The sequence below is a fragment of the Streptomyces sp. NPDC056061 genome (assembly GCF_042266885.1).
Lineage (GTDB): Bacteria > Actinomycetota > Actinomycetes > Streptomycetales > Streptomycetaceae > Streptomyces.
Window position 1 is genome coordinate 55,681 of the sequence record NZ_JBHJWQ010000001.1, and the last position, 14,533, is coordinate 70,213.

General features: G+C 69.6%; 16 protein-coding genes and 1 CRISPR repeat array. Of the genes, 9 read left to right on the forward strand and 7 right to left on the reverse strand.

Features of this window, described 5'->3' with window-relative positions:
* The first annotated feature begins 38 nt into the window (after positions 1-38).
* The gene (locus ACFC79_RS00210; protein ID WP_376233113.1) at positions 39-1,442 is read left to right on the forward strand and encodes a PLP-dependent aminotransferase family protein; all 1,404 of its coding nucleotides are present in this window, start codon (positions 39-41) and stop codon (positions 1,440-1,442) included.
* Between the two features lie 228 nt (positions 1,443-1,670).
* On the opposite strand, the gene ACFC79_RS00215 is transcribed toward ACFC79_RS00210, so the two are convergent.
* The 4 genes from ACFC79_RS00215 to ACFC79_RS00230 all read right to left on the reverse strand — a co-directional run bounded on the left by ACFC79_RS00215 (position 1,671) and on the right by ACFC79_RS00230 (position 3,930).
* On the reverse strand, positions 1,671-2,294 hold the full coding sequence (locus tag ACFC79_RS00215) for a hypothetical protein (RefSeq protein ID WP_376233115.1): 624 nt from the start codon (positions 2,292-2,294) through the stop codon (positions 1,671-1,673).
* An 11-nt stretch (positions 2,295-2,305) separates the two neighbouring features.
* Positions 2,306-2,506, reverse strand: a complete 201-nt coding sequence (locus ACFC79_RS00220) for a hypothetical protein (RefSeq protein ID WP_376233117.1) — start codon at positions 2,504-2,506, stop codon at positions 2,306-2,308.
* A 172-nt stretch (positions 2,507-2,678) separates the two neighbouring features.
* Positions 2,679-3,323: a hypothetical protein gene (locus tag ACFC79_RS00225; protein ID WP_376233118.1), complete on the reverse strand. Its 645-nt coding sequence runs from the start codon at positions 3,321-3,323 to the stop codon at positions 2,679-2,681.
* 349 nt (positions 3,324-3,672) lie between these two features.
* Complete coding sequence (locus tag ACFC79_RS00230; protein ID WP_376233120.1) at positions 3,673-3,930, reverse strand: hypothetical protein; 258 nt, start codon at positions 3,928-3,930, stop codon at positions 3,673-3,675.
* 106 nt (positions 3,931-4,036) lie between these two features.
* On the opposite strand from ACFC79_RS00230, the gene ACFC79_RS00235 reads away from it, so the two are divergent.
* The 6 genes from ACFC79_RS00235 (at position 4,037) to ACFC79_RS00260 (ending at position 8,815) form a co-directional block, all read left to right on the forward strand.
* Positions 4,037-4,876 carry a Scr1 family TA system antitoxin-like transcriptional regulator gene (locus tag ACFC79_RS00235; RefSeq protein WP_376233122.1) on the forward strand — a complete coding sequence of 280 codons (840 nt, stop codon included), beginning with the start codon at positions 4,037-4,039 and terminating at the stop codon, positions 4,874-4,876.
* The gene (locus ACFC79_RS00240; protein WP_376233124.1) at positions 4,873-5,082 is read left to right on the forward strand and encodes a DUF397 domain-containing protein; all 210 of its coding nucleotides are present in this window, start codon (positions 4,873-4,875) and stop codon (positions 5,080-5,082) included. The genes ACFC79_RS00235 and ACFC79_RS00240 overlap by 4 nt, the downstream gene beginning before the upstream one ends.
* Positions 5,083-5,208: 126 nt before the next feature.
* A CRISPR array of direct repeats spans positions 5,209-5,603; the repeat unit is 29 nt; unit sequence CTGCTCCCCGCGCGTGCGGGGATGGTCCC.
* A 221-nt stretch (positions 5,604-5,824) separates the two neighbouring features.
* A complete protein-coding gene (locus ACFC79_RS00245) occupies positions 5,825-6,496 on the forward strand; it encodes a hypothetical protein (RefSeq protein WP_376233126.1) in 672 nt (223 codons plus the stop codon).
* Complete coding sequence (locus ACFC79_RS00250; protein ID WP_376233129.1) at positions 6,484-6,987, forward strand: hypothetical protein; 504 nt, start codon at positions 6,484-6,486, stop codon at positions 6,985-6,987. Before ACFC79_RS00245 ends, ACFC79_RS00250 begins: the two co-directional genes overlap by 13 nt.
* Positions 6,988-7,324: 337 nt before the next feature.
* A complete protein-coding gene (locus ACFC79_RS00255; RefSeq protein WP_376233131.1) occupies positions 7,325-7,600 on the forward strand; it encodes a hypothetical protein in 276 nt (91 codons plus the stop codon).
* 6 nt (positions 7,601-7,606) lie between these two features.
* On the forward strand, positions 7,607-8,815 hold the full coding sequence (locus tag ACFC79_RS00260; protein WP_376233133.1) for a glutathionylspermidine synthase family protein: 1,209 nt from the start codon (positions 7,607-7,609) through the stop codon (positions 8,813-8,815).
* Positions 8,816-8,869: 54 nt separating this feature from the next.
* Here the strand turns inward: ACFC79_RS00260 and tsaD are convergent, their stop codons facing one another.
* Positions 8,870-9,928 (reverse strand): tRNA (adenosine(37)-N6)-threonylcarbamoyltransferase complex transferase subunit TsaD, encoded by a 1,059-nt coding sequence (tsaD, locus tag ACFC79_RS00265; RefSeq protein ID WP_376234837.1) that lies wholly within the window; start codon positions 9,926-9,928, stop codon positions 8,870-8,872.
* A 149-nt stretch (positions 9,929-10,077) separates the two neighbouring features.
* Complete coding sequence (gene rocD / locus ACFC79_RS00270) at positions 10,078-11,283, reverse strand: ornithine--oxo-acid transaminase (protein ID WP_376233136.1); 1,206 nt, start codon at positions 11,281-11,283, stop codon at positions 10,078-10,080.
* 399 nt (positions 11,284-11,682) lie between these two features.
* Between rocD and trpS the strand changes: the two genes are divergently transcribed.
* Positions 11,683-12,696: a tryptophan--tRNA ligase gene (gene trpS, locus ACFC79_RS00275; RefSeq protein ID WP_376233138.1), complete on the forward strand. Its 1,014-nt coding sequence runs from the start codon at positions 11,683-11,685 to the stop codon at positions 12,694-12,696.
* Between the two features lie 129 nt (positions 12,697-12,825).
* Positions 12,826-13,416: a 2'-5' RNA ligase family protein gene (locus ACFC79_RS00280; protein WP_376233140.1), complete on the forward strand. Its 591-nt coding sequence runs from the start codon at positions 12,826-12,828 to the stop codon at positions 13,414-13,416.
* Between the two features lie 175 nt (positions 13,417-13,591).
* Here the strand turns inward: ACFC79_RS00280 and ACFC79_RS00285 are convergent, their stop codons facing one another.
* Positions 13,592-14,467 (reverse strand): SDR family NAD(P)-dependent oxidoreductase, encoded by an 876-nt coding sequence (locus tag ACFC79_RS00285; RefSeq protein WP_376233143.1) that lies wholly within the window; start codon positions 14,465-14,467, stop codon positions 13,592-13,594.
* Positions 14,468-14,533: the final 66 nt, after the last annotated feature.

The following is a 14,533-nucleotide window of genomic DNA, read 5'->3' on the forward strand; positions in this document are numbered from 1 at the left end:
CGCTACGGGAAGTTGGCGCAAGGGTATGGTCCATTTTCATGACGAATTCCTGGGCCACTTTCGGGGCCGACCTTCATCTGGAGACGACGGGCGCGGCGGGGCTGCGGGCCGGGCTCATGGACGCCCTGCGCGACGCAGTGCGGACGGGCAGGCTGGCCCCCGGCACCAGGCTGCCGTCCTCCCGCAACCTGGCCGCCGACCTCGGCATCGCCCGGAACACCGTCGCCGACGCCTACGCGGAACTGGTCGCCGAGGGCTGGCTCACCGCCCGGCAGGGATCGGGTACCCGAGTGGCCCAACGGGCCGAGCCACGTCGGCCGGCCCCCCGAGTGCCCCCGGTCCGGCCGGTCCGTGCCAGGTCCGCCCACAATCTGATGCCCGGAACGCCAGACCTCTCCTCCTTCCCACGCGCCGAATGGCTCAAGGCGACCCGGCGCGCCCTGACCGTCGCACCCAACGACGCCTTCGGCTACGGGGACCCGCGTGGACGCGTCGAACTGCGCACCGCGCTCGCCGGGTACCTGGCCCGCGCCCGTGGCGTGTACGCGGACCCGGAACGGATCGTGGTCTGCGCGGGCTTCGTCCAGGCCCTGAAACTGTTGGGGTCGGTGCTGCGGAAGCGCCGAATACGGGAGGTCGCCGTCGAGTCGTACGGGCTGGACGTCCACTGGCGGCTGCTCGCGGACGCCGGGCTGCACATGCCGTGCCTGACGGTGGACGGGGACGGGGCCAGGACCGGGGAACTGGCCGCACTGCGCGGCGCCGGAGCCGTCCTGCTGACGCCCGCGCACCAGTTCCCCACGGGCACGCCGCTGCACCCCGACCGCCGGGCCGCGGTGGTCGACTGGGCGCGCGCCACCGGCGGGCTGATCCTGGAGGACGACTACGACGGAGAGTTCCGGTACGACAGGCAGCCGGTCGGAGCCCTTCAGGGCCTCGACCCGGAACGCGTCGTGCACCTGGGGACGACGAGCAAGTCCCTGGCACCGGGGCTGCGGCTGGGGTGGATGGTGCTGCCGGAGAGCCTGATGAGGGAGATGACCGACGCGAAAGGATTCAGCGACTGGTCGTCGAGCGCGCTGGAACAGTTGACGCTCGCGGAATTCATCGAGTCGGGCGCGTACGACCGCCATGTGCGCGCGATGCGGCTGCGCTACCGCCGACGCCGAGACGAACTCGTCGCCGTACTGGCCCAGCGGGCGCCGTCCATCCGGGTCAGCGGCATCGCGGCCGGCCTGCACGCCGTGCTCGAACTCCCGGAGGGCGGCGAGGCGTCCGCGCTGCGCGCGGCGGCGTGGCAGGGGCTCGCGGTGGAGGGGCTGTCCCGCTTCCGGCACCCGGACGCCGAACCGGGGCGCGACGCCCTGGTCATCGGCTACGGGACACCGACGGACAGCGCCTGGGCGGGCGCGCTGGACGCGCTGGTCCGCGTTCTCGCGTGAGGCGGCCGGGCCGGGTGCCCTCGGGGCCGGGGCCGGGGCCGGGTGCTCCGGGGCCGGTGAGGGACGGCTGCATCGGGCCGGGTGCGCGGGGCCGGTGAGGGACGGCTGCACCCTGTGCGGGGACGTCGGGCCCGCCGGGCCGGGCCGTGAGCGCGACGAACAAGCTCGTTCCAGGAACGGTGGCAGGCGGCGGAGGGCATGCCGTACTCCTACGGACCGGGGCTCGTTCTACGGACCGGGGCTCGCGGGAGGTGGCGTCACGGCCGGCTCGATGGTCGACCGGACGTAGATCCGAGTGGTACCGGGCCGGAACTCGTGCGCGAACAGGTCGACGCAACGCCGGAGGTGTTTGCCCTCGGGAGAGTCGAGGTCATCGGGGTACAAGCTGACCTGCCGCAGTCCCCGCACGAGCGTCTCGGGTTCCGCCAGCCCGAGATGGGAGAAGGCCGCGGCGGGCCGGTAGTCCTTCTGCTTCGGACGGAAGTTCCCGATCATCCTGGTGCCCTCCGGGAGAAGTCGGCCCGTGTACGCCTCCGCCTCCTCGCTGGGCAGGACGAAGGACAGCAGTCCCGTGTCGTGGCGCTCACCCACTTTGTAGCCCGCACGCCGATCCGACGCCGCCTCCGGGATGCGGACACCCATCTGCCCACTCATCCAGACCGGGGTTGCTCCCTCTTCCCAACAGCAGGTCATCTCCCGGTCCAGCAGGTCCGAATCCACATCGTCAACGATCCAGGCGAACGTGCCGACCAGAACGGTGGCGCAGGTGACGAACGCCAGCGTGATGACGACCAGCAGCCGTCGACGATGCTTGGGCCGCCCGTCGGCGGAGAAGGTGCCGGAATTGTTCATTGGTCGGCTTCCTACCGCGCTTCCTGCTGCTCGCGGCCGGGGTCTGTGCGGCCTCCCGCAGGCCCGGGCCCGCTCGGCTCCGGCAACGGGTCGTAGTTCGAGTCCGAGCCGCCCAGATCATAGTGCTTGTTGGAACTGCTGCCCGACATATCGAATTCGCGGGCCACACCCGTGGTGTGGAGACGGGCCATCTGGCCATCAGGGATGGACATGTCGCCAATTCCTGTTGGAGGTCTCCACGGGAACGGAGACCGGGTGGCCCTGGCTCTTCCGGCGAGCACACTGCTGAACTCGGTAAGGCCGCGCCGGACCAATCGACCGACCGCAGCGGGCGTGAGCGGCACCCGGCCACAGTCCAGGCCGCTGAGGAACCGCGTGATGCGGCTATGTGATGCGGCTATGGGGCAGGGCGGGGCGGGGCGGCTGAGGGAGCTCGACGACGGTGACGCCGCGTAGCTCGCGGTGGAGGCGGGAGGCGAGCATGCCGGGGAGGCGGGGCTTGGCATAGGCCGAGAGCACGTCGTTGTCGGACGTGTGCCAGCCGTCGCCGGCAAGTTGGTAGAGGGTCCCCGACACCCCGTGGAGTCGGGGCTTTCGCACGCGGAGCACGACGTGTTCGTTCCGCCGCAGGAAGGGGCACTGCCGGACCGACGTCTGTGCGTGCTCGGCGCACAGGGGCGGCATGGAGGTGATGGAGCGTTCGGGCCAGGTCGGGGGCGAGTCCGGTCGTCGCCAGTCGATGAACAACCAGCCGTCCGCGTTCCGGTCGGCTGGGCCGCCACAGATCTGGCACAGCATGTGCTCCATGCAGGCGCGTTGGCGGTCGCTGTGCATGCAGTCGTACTGGATTCGGCCGCCCGTGGACTCGTGCATGCGCAGCCAGAGGTTTCCGTGATGGTCCCGGTCCGTCGGGCGCGGTCGGCGGTATGCGAGCCGGGGGCCGCCCGGTGCGAATTCGACCGTCAACTCTGCTAGGCGTGCCGGGAGTTCATGCGTGCGCGACGCGACGTACGGGGCAAGCAGTGGCATGGGGCAGTTCCTCGTTCATGAGTGGGCGGGTTCGGTGGAGTGCTGTGCGAGGGGTCGGCACCCGGTGCCCGGCGCTCGCTCTCGGTGCTCGTTCTCGGCGCCTCTGACGGACGACTCGGCGCCTCTGACGGACGACTCGGCGGGTGCGTCGGGCGCGGGGCGGGACTTGGGCTGTCACACGTGCGGGGGAATTCACGGGCCTCCGGCGCGCGGGACCGGACCGTGTCCGAGCCGTTCGGCCCGGCCCCGTAGTCACCCGGGCGTGCGCCGGGGCACTGCTTCGGGAACTCGGCCGACATGGGCGATCATTCGGCCGTCGCCCGCGTGAATATCGGCGGGGAAACTCCCGTCACAGCAGCTCACCCCGGCTGCGCGCGTTGGCGCGGGCGAGTTCTGCACGCAGGCGCCGTATCGGGTCGGCCGCCCGTACGTCCTCGGGGCGGACCGTCCATTCGACGCCACCGCCGACCGGGCGCAGGGACCACTGGCCGCACCATTCACCGCGGAATTCACCGACCCGATCCTGTGATAAGTCCACCATGAGCGTGCCGGGGGCCGGGGTGTGTGGGGGTTCCTGTCCGTTCGGGGGGCCGTTCTCCGTACGCACGGGCCACTCCTCTCCGTAGTGGCTTCACTACCAGTGGCAGCCCAGCGTGGCCCGGAGCCCGGTTCCCTTCAACTAGCCGGAACAGAAGGAAGGGGAGGATCACCGCATGGTCAACCGCAGGGAGTTGAACCCGGAGTCGAGCCCGGAAGCGGCCTATGGGGCCCGTGTGCGCAGGCTGAGGGAGGAACGCGGCTGGAGCCAGGAGGAATTGGCCGAGGAGGTGGAGTACTCCAGTCAGCATATTTCGGCAGTGGAAACTGCTCGTAAACCGCCGACCCTTCCCTTCTCGCGCAAGATCGATATCGCCTTCGGCGTTTCCGGGACCGCCGAGTCGTTCGAGCGCGAGTGGCGCGAGATGCGGCACGGCGTGCTGCTGGAGGGCTTCCCGGAGTACGTCGGGTACGAGAGCCGGGCGGTGGAGATCCGCTTGTTCCAGCTCGGGATCATTCCAGGGCTGCTTCAGACACCCGAGTACGCACGGGCGTTGGCGGACGGCGATGTGTGGCGCGGCTCCATCGCGCCCGAACAGGCCGATGAGCGCGTCGCGTTCCTGGCCGGGCGGCAGGCGGCACTGACGCGTTCTCGGCCCCCCATGGTGCTGGTGGTGATGGACGAGAGTTGCCTCCACCATGCCGTCGGCGGCCCGGAGGTCATGGCGGCCCAGCTCCAGTGGCTGGTCGAGGTCGCGGCCCTCCCCAACTGGCTGATTCAGGTGTCACCCTTCGGGATAGGGGCACGTCGTCCCTTCAACCTCCCGGTCAACCTGCTCACGCTCGCCGACAGGTCCGTCGTCGCGTACGCCGAGTCACAGGCGCAGGGCTATGTGGAGCGGGAAATGGCCTCCGTGGTCCCCTTGTTGACGGCCTACCATCAGTTGCAGGCCGAGGCGCTGTCCCAGGCGGAATCCGTGGCCTTGATCAACCAGTTACGAAAGGGCTCCCCGTGACGACCGAATCCCCCCGCTGGTTCACGTCCTCGTACAGCTCCAACGGCGGTGACTGCGTCGAGGTCGCCGTCAATCTCGTCGCCTCGCGCGGCGTGGTCCCCGTCCGTGACTCCAAGGACCCGCACGGACCGGTGCTGTGCGCATCGGCCGCCGCGTTCGCATCCTTCGTGTCCGGCGTCAGGGCCGGAGAGTTCGGGGCGGCGTGACTCGTCGTCCTGGCGTGGGCTGGGTGGGGGCTATGGCGCATGAGGATGGTTGTGTCGCGTATGTCGCAGTTCGAGGAAGTAAGTAAAAACGCCCGCTCCTCCATCTGAACCCGCAGGTCACGTAGCCTGCTCCCCGCGCGTGCGGGGATGGTCCAACACCGAGCGGGCCAGCCGCCGGCGGGCCTCGCTGCTCCCCGCGCGTGCGGGGATGGTCCCGCTTCAGGTGATGCGTGAGCGGCGGTCGCGGTCTGCTCCCCGCGCGTGCGGGGATGGTCCCTGCAGGAGTACTTCACCGCGATGGAGAAGGAGCTGCTCCCCGCGCGTGCGGGGATGGTCCCCGCGTTGGGGAATGCGCCAGGTTGTCCGGAAGCTGCTCCCCGCGCGTGCGGGGATGGTCCCGCGGCAGGGACTTGATGACCTTCGCACGGCGACTGCTCCCCGCGCGTGCGGGGATGGTCCCCGCGTTGGGGAATGCGCCAGGTTGTCCGGAAGCTGCTCCCCGCGCGTGCGGGGATGGTCCCATGCGGCCGAGCGCGGGGCCGATCGACTCAAGCGCGACCGAGTGGTGGCCACATGGTTCGACGAACCAACTTACCCAGTTGAGCGGGTCTTTGATGCGGAGCGAAAGCCTCCAATCTCAAGTTGCGATCAGTTCCTTCCGGTGACCCTTTGCTTTTGATCAAATGCATGACTTACTGAGGTCGCACCGTTCCAATGAGGGACGACTGGGGGAAGGTGCCTCGTGGGCATCATCAAACGGGGAACAGCGGGTTCTGTCATTGCGCTCGCTGTACTTGCAGGGATTGCGACGGCGCCCGCGTATGCGCGGCCGACATCGGGCGTTTCGGCCGATGCCCCGGAGTCGGTGAACACGGCTCCACCGGCAGAGCCGGAAGAGAGCGACCTGGTCGACGCCGCGGATCCCGGACCTGATCCGGAGGAGACTGTTCCGTCGACCAAACCGGGGGACACGACGAACGGGGAGTACTGCGGTCCGACGCAGGCCATCTACACCCCCGAATCCAAAGGCGCCAAATACCACAAGGGTGTGGGACCGGCCAATGCCAACTACAACGGCACATCGCGTACTGCGCGTTCGACATTCACCTCCGAGGTCACTGGTGAAGTGGGAGTCAGTGTCACAGCCGGTCTGTCGACCAGCATTGACACGATGATCGCGAAGATCGAGGCCAAGTATGAGGTCAACCTGAGTGCCAAGTTGACCGCGAAGATGGGTAACTCCATCTCGGTGGACACGCCTCCGAAGAAGACGACGAACGCCAAGTACGGCGTATACCGACTGAAGAACACCGGCACGAGCTACAAGGTCTACAGCAACTGCAAGACCTCGGCGGTGAAGACCATTACGAGCTACACGCCCATGAAGGTGGGCTGGTATCTGTGGGAGAGTTGATCGTTCCGGTTCCTGCCCGTGTTTCCTCCGGCTTCGTCGTGGCTGTCGTGGCTGCGCTGGTGCTGACCGGATGCAGTGGAGAGGGGAAGCGCCCGCCGGCCGGGCCGCCCGTCTCACGGTCCGCGCAGTCCAGCCCCACGCAGACCGGTGACCGGGCCGAGCACATCGAGGGTGAGACGGTTTCCAGGGCACCCGAGCCTGTCAATGATGGGCAGGTTCTGTTGTCCGTCGCATCCAGGGACGGAAATGCCGAACTTCCTCTGACCAAGAAAATCGGTGCCGGAATGCTGGCCATCCAGGTCAATTGTCAAGGAAAGGGAACGCTCAACGTTGCCGTCGACCCCGTGGGGCTTTCGTTTCCGTTGGAGTGCGTCGATGAGGAAGTCAGCAGCACCTACAACGAAGTCCATCTGAAGAGAGCGCGCAGCGAGGGCACTGTGCGGATAACTGCCCCTTCGACAGTTCGCTGGGCCCTCACTGCCGAACAGTGACACCGAGGCGGTACATCTGGCGGATTCAACGCCCGGACTCGTTGGTCGGAGCCTCCGGAGAAGCACCCTCTCTCCAGAGGCGCCGGTCAACGGGCTTCCCGTCTTTGTTGGTTTCGGGTGAGGTGGCCTCGCGCCGGTCGGTGTGACTTGCGGGCCGCACCCAAAGCTCCGATGGGCTCCGTCGGTCTCGAAAACCTTTCCCGCATGCTCCCGCGCACGCCCGGAGCGCGGGTTCGCTGTGGGCGACTCGCACCCCGCTTCCCGTCGCGGACGGTCGCGTTCTAGCCTGAACGCACGGCCGTAGTGGCTTGATTCATGCGACGGGGGAGACGGAAACATGGCCATACGCAAGTTGAGGTCGAGCACCGTGGTGCTCGGCGGCATGGGGGTGCTCGCGGCGATGATCACCTCCTGCGGTTCGGAACCGGACAAGCGGTGCGTGGACCCGCTCACCCGGGAGAAGCTGCCCAGCTACGAGTGCAAGAAGAGTGGCGGCAGCGGCTCGTACTACTACGGCGGCAGCAGCAAGAACGGCAAGGTGGAGGGCGGCAGCTTCAACAAGTCCGCCGTCGACCGCGGCGGCTTCGGCTGCTCGGGCACCGGCGGCGGCTGAGCCGTCGTGGAGCGCCGCACCATCCAGCCGCGTCCCGGCTGGCAGCAGACCGTCGAGGGGCAGGGGGTCGTCTACCCGCTGACCCGCCACCCCGACGGGTCGCTGCGGCCGTACTGGGACGAGAGCGCCTACTACGTCTTCTCGCTGCCCGAAGTCGAGGCGCTGGAGGAGGTCGTGGAGGAACTGCACACGATGTGCCTTGCCGCCGCCGCGCACATCGTGGAGCGGGAACGTTTCGTCGAACTCGGTGTCACCGACGCGCGGCTGGCCGGACTGATCACCGAGTCCTGGCATCGTCGTGACGAACTCCCCTCGCTCTACGGCAGGTTCGACCTGTGTTACGACGGGACCGGGCCGGCCAAGCTGCTGGAGTACAACGCGGACACCCCCACATCACTGGTGGAGGCCGCGAGCGCCCAGTGGTTCTGGATGGAGGACTGCTTCCCGGACGCCGACCAGTGGAACTCGCTGCACGAACGGCTCGTGGAGGCGTGGCGACGGCAGGGATCGCTGGTGCCGGCCGGGCCGGTGCACTTCGCCCATTCCGAGGGCGACGAGATCGGTGAGGACCTGATGACGGTCGCCTACCTGCGTGAGACCGCCGAGCAGGCGGGCCTCGACACCGAGGCGCTGTCCGTCGAGCAGATCGGCTGGGACCGGCTGACCGGCCGGTTCGTGGACGACCGGCTCCGCTTCATCCGCAGCTGCTTCAAGCTCTATCCGTGGGAATGGCTGGCCACCGACCGGTTCGGGCCGCACGTGCTGGACACCCTCGACAACGGCGGTGGCAGCGGCACCACCTGCTGGATCGAGCCCGCCTGGAAGATGCTGCTCTCCAACAAGGCTCTGCTGGCGATCCTCTGGGAGCTGTACCCCGGCCACCCGAACCTGCTCGCCTCCTACCTGGACGGTCCGCGCGAACTCGCGGAGCGCGAGCCGGGTACGGGCGCGGGTGCCGCGGCCGGATACGTCTCCAAGCCGCTGCTGGGCAGGGAAGGGGCCGGGGTTTCTGTCCACGGACCGGGGAGTCCCGCGGTGCTGCGGGACGAGCCGTGCTGCTACCAGGAACTTGCCCCGCTGCCGGACTTCGACGGCAACCGGGTGGTGCTGGGGGCGTGGGTGGTCGAGGACGAGGCGGCCGGACTCGGCATCCGCGAGTCGGAGGGGCCGGTGACGGACGAGTACGCCCGCTTCCTGCCCCACGTCATCCTCTGACGGGGACGTCAGGATCCCTCTGACGGGGACGTCAGGATCCCTCTGACGGGGCCGTCAGGCGACTCCCGCCAGGCGTGCGGGGAGCGGGGTCAGGGAGGCGTATTCGAGCGGGGCGGACGGGTCGATGGACACGTTCAGCGGCGCGGGCTCGGCCCCGGAGCGTACGAGCAGTTCGCCGACGGCCGCGATCATGGCGCCGTTGTCGGTGCAGAGGGTCATCGGCGGTACGCGCAGTTCGATCCCGGCGGCGGCACAGCGCTGCTCCGCGAGGCCGCGGACCCGCGAGTTCGCGGCAACGCCACCGACCACGATCAGCGTCCTCACCTCGTGGGCGCGGCAGGCCGCGAGCGCCTTGCGGGTCAGTACGTCCGCGACGGCCTCCTGCAATGCCGCGGCCCCGTCGGCCACCGACGGCTCCTCGCCGCGCAGGCGGTGCTGCTCGACCCAGCGGGCCGCAGCCGTCTTGAGACCGGAGAAGGAGAAGGCGTAGGGGGCGTCGCCGGGGCGTGACAGCGGTCGGGGAAAGTCCACCGCACGCGGGTTCCCCTCGCGTGCGGCCCGGTCGATGGCGGGCCCGCCCGGGTACGGCAGGCCGAGGATCCGGGCCACCTTGTCGAAGCATTCGCCGGCCGCGTCGTCGAGGGTGTCACCGAGGTGCAGGATCGGTTCGCGCGCCAGGTCGCGTACGAGGAGCAGTGAGGTGTGGCCGCCGGAGACGATCAGCACCACGCACGGCTCGGGCAGCGGACCGTGCTCCAGGGTGTCGGCGGCGACATGTCCGGCCAGGTGATGCACCCCGTACAGCGGCACGCCCGCCGCGTACGCCAGGCTCTTCGCGCCGGCCAGGCCCACCTGCAGCGCGCCCGACAGGCCGGGCCCCGTGGTGACGGAGACCGCGTCGAGCCGGCTCGCCCGGAGTCCTGCCCGGTCGAGGGCCTGGCGGACGACTGGAATGAAGGCATGCAGGTGGGCGCGGGCGGCGATCTCGGGCACCACGCCACCGAACCGTGCGTGTTCGTCCATGCTCGACGCCACCACGTGCGCGAGGAGCTTTCCGTCCTGCACGATCCCCGCACCGGTCTCGTCGCACGACGACTCGATCCCCAGCACCACTGGTCCGCTCACGGCACCGCTCCTCGCCCCTCTGCATCATGATGGCAGTTGCAATATATGTGCAATAAGACGGGCCGGTGCCGAGGGATGCCGAGGAGCGCCGGGGTCCGGGGGTGCCCCGGGCCCCGGCCCCCGGACCGCGCCGTGGCTCAGCCGCGCAGGACGTCGCGGATCTGCTCCAGCCCCCAGTCGAGATCCTCCTTGCTGATGATCAGCGGGGGAGCGATCCGGATCGTCGAGCCGTGGGTGTCCTTGACCAGCACCCCGCGTTCCATCAACTTCTCGGAGATCTCCCGGCCGGTGCCGTGGCGCGGGGCGATGTCGACGCCCGCCCACAGCCCGCGTCCCCGGACCTCCTCCACCGCGTCCGTGCTCACCAGCAGGTTCAGCTCCTGGTGGAGGTGGTCGCCCAGCTCGGCCGCCCGCTGCTGGAACTCGCCGGTGCGGAGCATCGCCATGACTTCCAGCGCGACCGCGCAGGCGAGCGGGTTCCCGCCGAACGTCGAGCCGTGTTCGCCGGGCCGGTACACACCGAGCACGGCCTGCGAGGAGACCACCGCCGACACCGGCACCACGCCCCCGCCCAGCGCTTTGCCGAGCACGTACATGTCCGGTACGACCCCCTCGTGCTCGCAGGCGAAGGTCTTCCCGGTCCGGCCCAGGCCCGACTGGATCTCGTCCGCGATGAACAGCACGTTCCGCTCACGGGTCAGCTCGCGCACCCCGGGCAGGTACCCCGGTGGCGGCACCAGCACCCCGGCCTCGCCCTGGATCGGCTCCAGCAGCACCGCCACGGTGTTCTCGGTCATCGCCTCCGCGAGTGCGGTGAGGTCGCCGTACGGCACGATCTCGAAGCCGGGGGTGTACGGACCGAAGTCCTCCCGGGCCTCCGGGTCCGTGGAGAAGCTGACGATCGTCGTCGTCCGGCCATGGAAGTTGTTCGCGGCGACGATGATCTTGGCCATGCCGTCGGGGACGCCCTTCACCCGGTACCCCCACTTGCGGGCCGTCTTCACCGCCGTCTCCACCGCCTCCGCCCCGGTGTTCATCGGCAGCACCGTCTCCATGCCGCACAGCTCCGCGAGCTGCGTACAGAAGTCGGCGAAGCGGTCGTGGTAGAAGGCACGCGAGGTCAGGGTCACCCGCTCCAGCTGAGCCCTCGCCGCGTCGAGCAGACGCCGGTTGCCGTGACCGAAATTGAGTGCCGAGTACCCGGCGAGCATGTCGAGGTAACGCCGGCCCTCGACATCGGTCATCCAGGCTCCGTCCGCCGAGGCGACGACGACGGGCAGCGGGTGGTAGTTGTGCGCGCTGTGGGCCTCGGCGGAGGCGATGGCGTTTTCCGTGGTCGACACGGGATCTCCGATCGTCGTGCGGCGTGGGCGGAGGGTAGTGCCCACTTTGTATCGTCGGTCACAACCCCGGCGAGGAAACCTGTGATTCACGGCGTGCCCGCGGGGGCCCTGGTGGCGGGCCGCACGGCCCTCACGGCGTTGCCCGCACGGATTCCTTGCGGGGCGGCCCGCGCGAGTCCTCACGGCGGGCCGTCCGATCGGCTCGGGGCGTCGCCGGTCCGGCCCCGGTCGGCCCCGCCCCCGTCACATCCGCGGCCCGGCCCACCCCCGCCCCCACCCCCGTCCCGGCCCCGGCCCGGTCATGTTTCGCGTCTCATTCGTGACGGTTCGCGTACGGGGGTGTCATGGCATCGCCACCGGCTGCCGGAGATCGGTTCCGCACCTGAGACAATGGGCCCCATGGCCTCTGAACGCCCCCGCGTGCTCTCCGGAATCCAGCCCACCGCAGGCTCGTTCCACCTCGGCAACTACCTCGGCGCGGTCCGCCAGTGGGTGGCGCTGCAGGAATCACACGACGCCTTCTACATGGTCGTGGACCTGCACGCGATCACCGTCCCGCAGGACCCCGCGGAGCTGCGCGCGAACACCCGGCTCGCCGTCGCCCAGCTCCTCGCCGCCGGTCTCGACCCGGAGCGCTGCACGCTGTTCGTCCAGAGCCACGTCCCCGAGCACGCCCAGCTCGGCTGGGTCATGAACTGCCTGGCCGGCTTCGGCGAGGCGTCCCGCATGACGCAGTTCAAGGACAAGTCCGCCAAGCAGGGCGCGGACCGCACCACCGTCGGCCTCTTCACGTACCCGATGCTGATGGTCGCCGACATCCTGCTGTACCAGGCCGACCAGGTCCCGGTGGGCGAGGACCAGCGGCAGCACCTGGAGCTGACCCGTGACCTCGCCGAGCGGTTCAACGGCACCTACGGCCACACGTTCACCGTGCCGGACCCGTACATCCTCAAGGAGACGGCGAAGATCTACGACCTCCAGGACCCGTCGTCGAAGATGAGCAAGTCGGCGGCCACCCCGAAGGGTCTGATCAACCTCCTGGACGAGCCGAAGGCCACCGCCAAGAAGGTGAAGAGCGCGGTCACCGACACCGACACCGTCATCCGCTTCGACCGGGCCGAGAAGCCCGGCGTCAGCAACCTCCTCACCATCTACTCCACGCTGACCGGCACCGGTATCGCGGAACTGGAGCAGAAGTACGACGGCAAGGGCTACGGTGCGCTCAAGACCGATCTCGCCGAGGTCATGGTCGATTTCGTCACGCCCTTCCGTACCCGCACCCAGGAATACCTGGACGACCCGGAGACACTGGACTCGATCCTGGCGAAGGGGGCCGAGAAGGCCCGTGCCGTCGCGGCCGAGACGCTGGCTCGGACATACGACCGGATGGGCTTTCTGCCCGCGAAGCACTGAGTCCAAGGACCCTGGCGGTCCGGCTGTCCCAGGCGTCACACTGGCGATGGGACATCCATGGGGTGGGTGGCCGAAAAGGGACCATCCATCATCGAGGACCATCAACTTTCGAGTAATGAGGAGAACGACGTGGGGACCGTAACGCTCGGCGTTTCGATCGCGGTCCCGGAGCCCTACGGCAGTCTGCTCCAGGAGCGACGCGCGAGCTTCGGGGATCCTGCCGCGTACGGCATTCCCACCCACGTCACCCTTCTCCCGCCGACCGCGGCGGAGGCGGCCGACCTGCCCGCGATCGAGGCCCATCTGGCCCGGATCGCGACGGCCGGTCGGCCCTTCCCGATGCGACTGGCCGGCACGGGCACCTTCCGGCCGCTGTCCCCGGTCGTCTTCGTGCAGGTGGTCGAGGGCGCCGCGGCCTGCTCATGGCTCCAGAAGCGGGTCAGGGATGCCTCCGGGCCGCTGGTGCGCGAGCTCCAGTTCCCGTACCACCCGCACGTGACCGTGGCGCACGACATCGCCGAGCAGGCGATGGACCGGGCGTACGAGGAGCTCGCCGACTACGAGGCCGCCTGGACCTGCGGTTCCTTCGCGCTCTACGAGCAGGGCACGGACAGTGTCTGGCGCAAGATCAACGAGTTCCCGTTCGGCGGGGGCGGCGGCGCGCCCGCCGTGCCCGCGCAGGGCGGTTCCGCCGTGGACGAGCCCTCTCTCCGCCCCTGAACCCGGCACTCCCGAATTCGGTACCTCTGAATCCGGTACCCCTGCATCCGGCGCCTCCGAATCCCGTACTCCTGAGTCCGGCACTCCGGAAACCGGTCGTGTCCCTCCGGGCGGGGCGGACAGCCGCCGTCCGGACCGTCCGGACCGTCCGGACCGTCCGGACCGTCCGGACTATTCAGACCGGCAGGCGCCGGAACAGCGGGCGCGGGACGTGACGCAGGGCCGACATCACCACCCGGAGCGGTCCGGGCACCCACACCGTCCCCGAACGCCGCCGCAGCCCGGCCACGATCGCCGCGGCCACCTCGTCCGGTGTCGTCACGAGAGCCGGTGCCTCCAGCGGTGCCGCGGCGAGCCGTGACGCGGTGAGCCGCGCGGTCGTGAGCCGTGACACCGTGGCCGGGGTGCGCACGGGCAGGGCCGCCGCCGGAGCGGGTGCCGTTCCCGGCCCTGCGGCACCGGACCGTACGGCATCCGGCCGTACGACGCCGGGCCGCACGACCATCACGTGGACCCCGGTGCCGTGCAGCGCCTCGCCCAGGCCCTGGGCGAACGTGTCCAGGCCCGCCTTGCTGGACCCGTAGATGAAGTCCTCGCGGCGGGCGCGTTCGCCGGCCACCGAGGACAGCACCACCAACGAGCCGTGCCCCTGCGCCTGGAGTGCTCCGGCGCACACAAGACCGGCGGAAACGGCCCCCGTGTAGTTGGTCTGGGCGACCCGGACCGCGCGGAGCGGTTCCTCCTCGTCCCGCCCCTGGTCGCCCGTGACACCGAAGGCGAGGAGGACCACGTCGATGTCGCCCTCGGCGAAGACCTTGCCGAGGGCCGTCTCGTGCGACGCCGGATCGAGGGCGTCGAAGTCGACGGTGTCGACATCGGCGCCGCACGCCCGCAGTTCGGCGGCGGCCGATTCGAGGGCCGGCGAGGGGCGCCCGGCCAGCCGGACCGTGCGAGTCCGTCCGGCGACCAGCCGACGCGCGGTGGCGAGCGCGATCCTCGACGTACCGCCGAGCACGAGCAGGGACTGCGGGGCACCGAACGCGTCCTTCACGGGAACACTCCTTGTGGGGCATGGGGCATGGGGCATGGGGCATGGGGCATGGGGCGACAGGCGTGG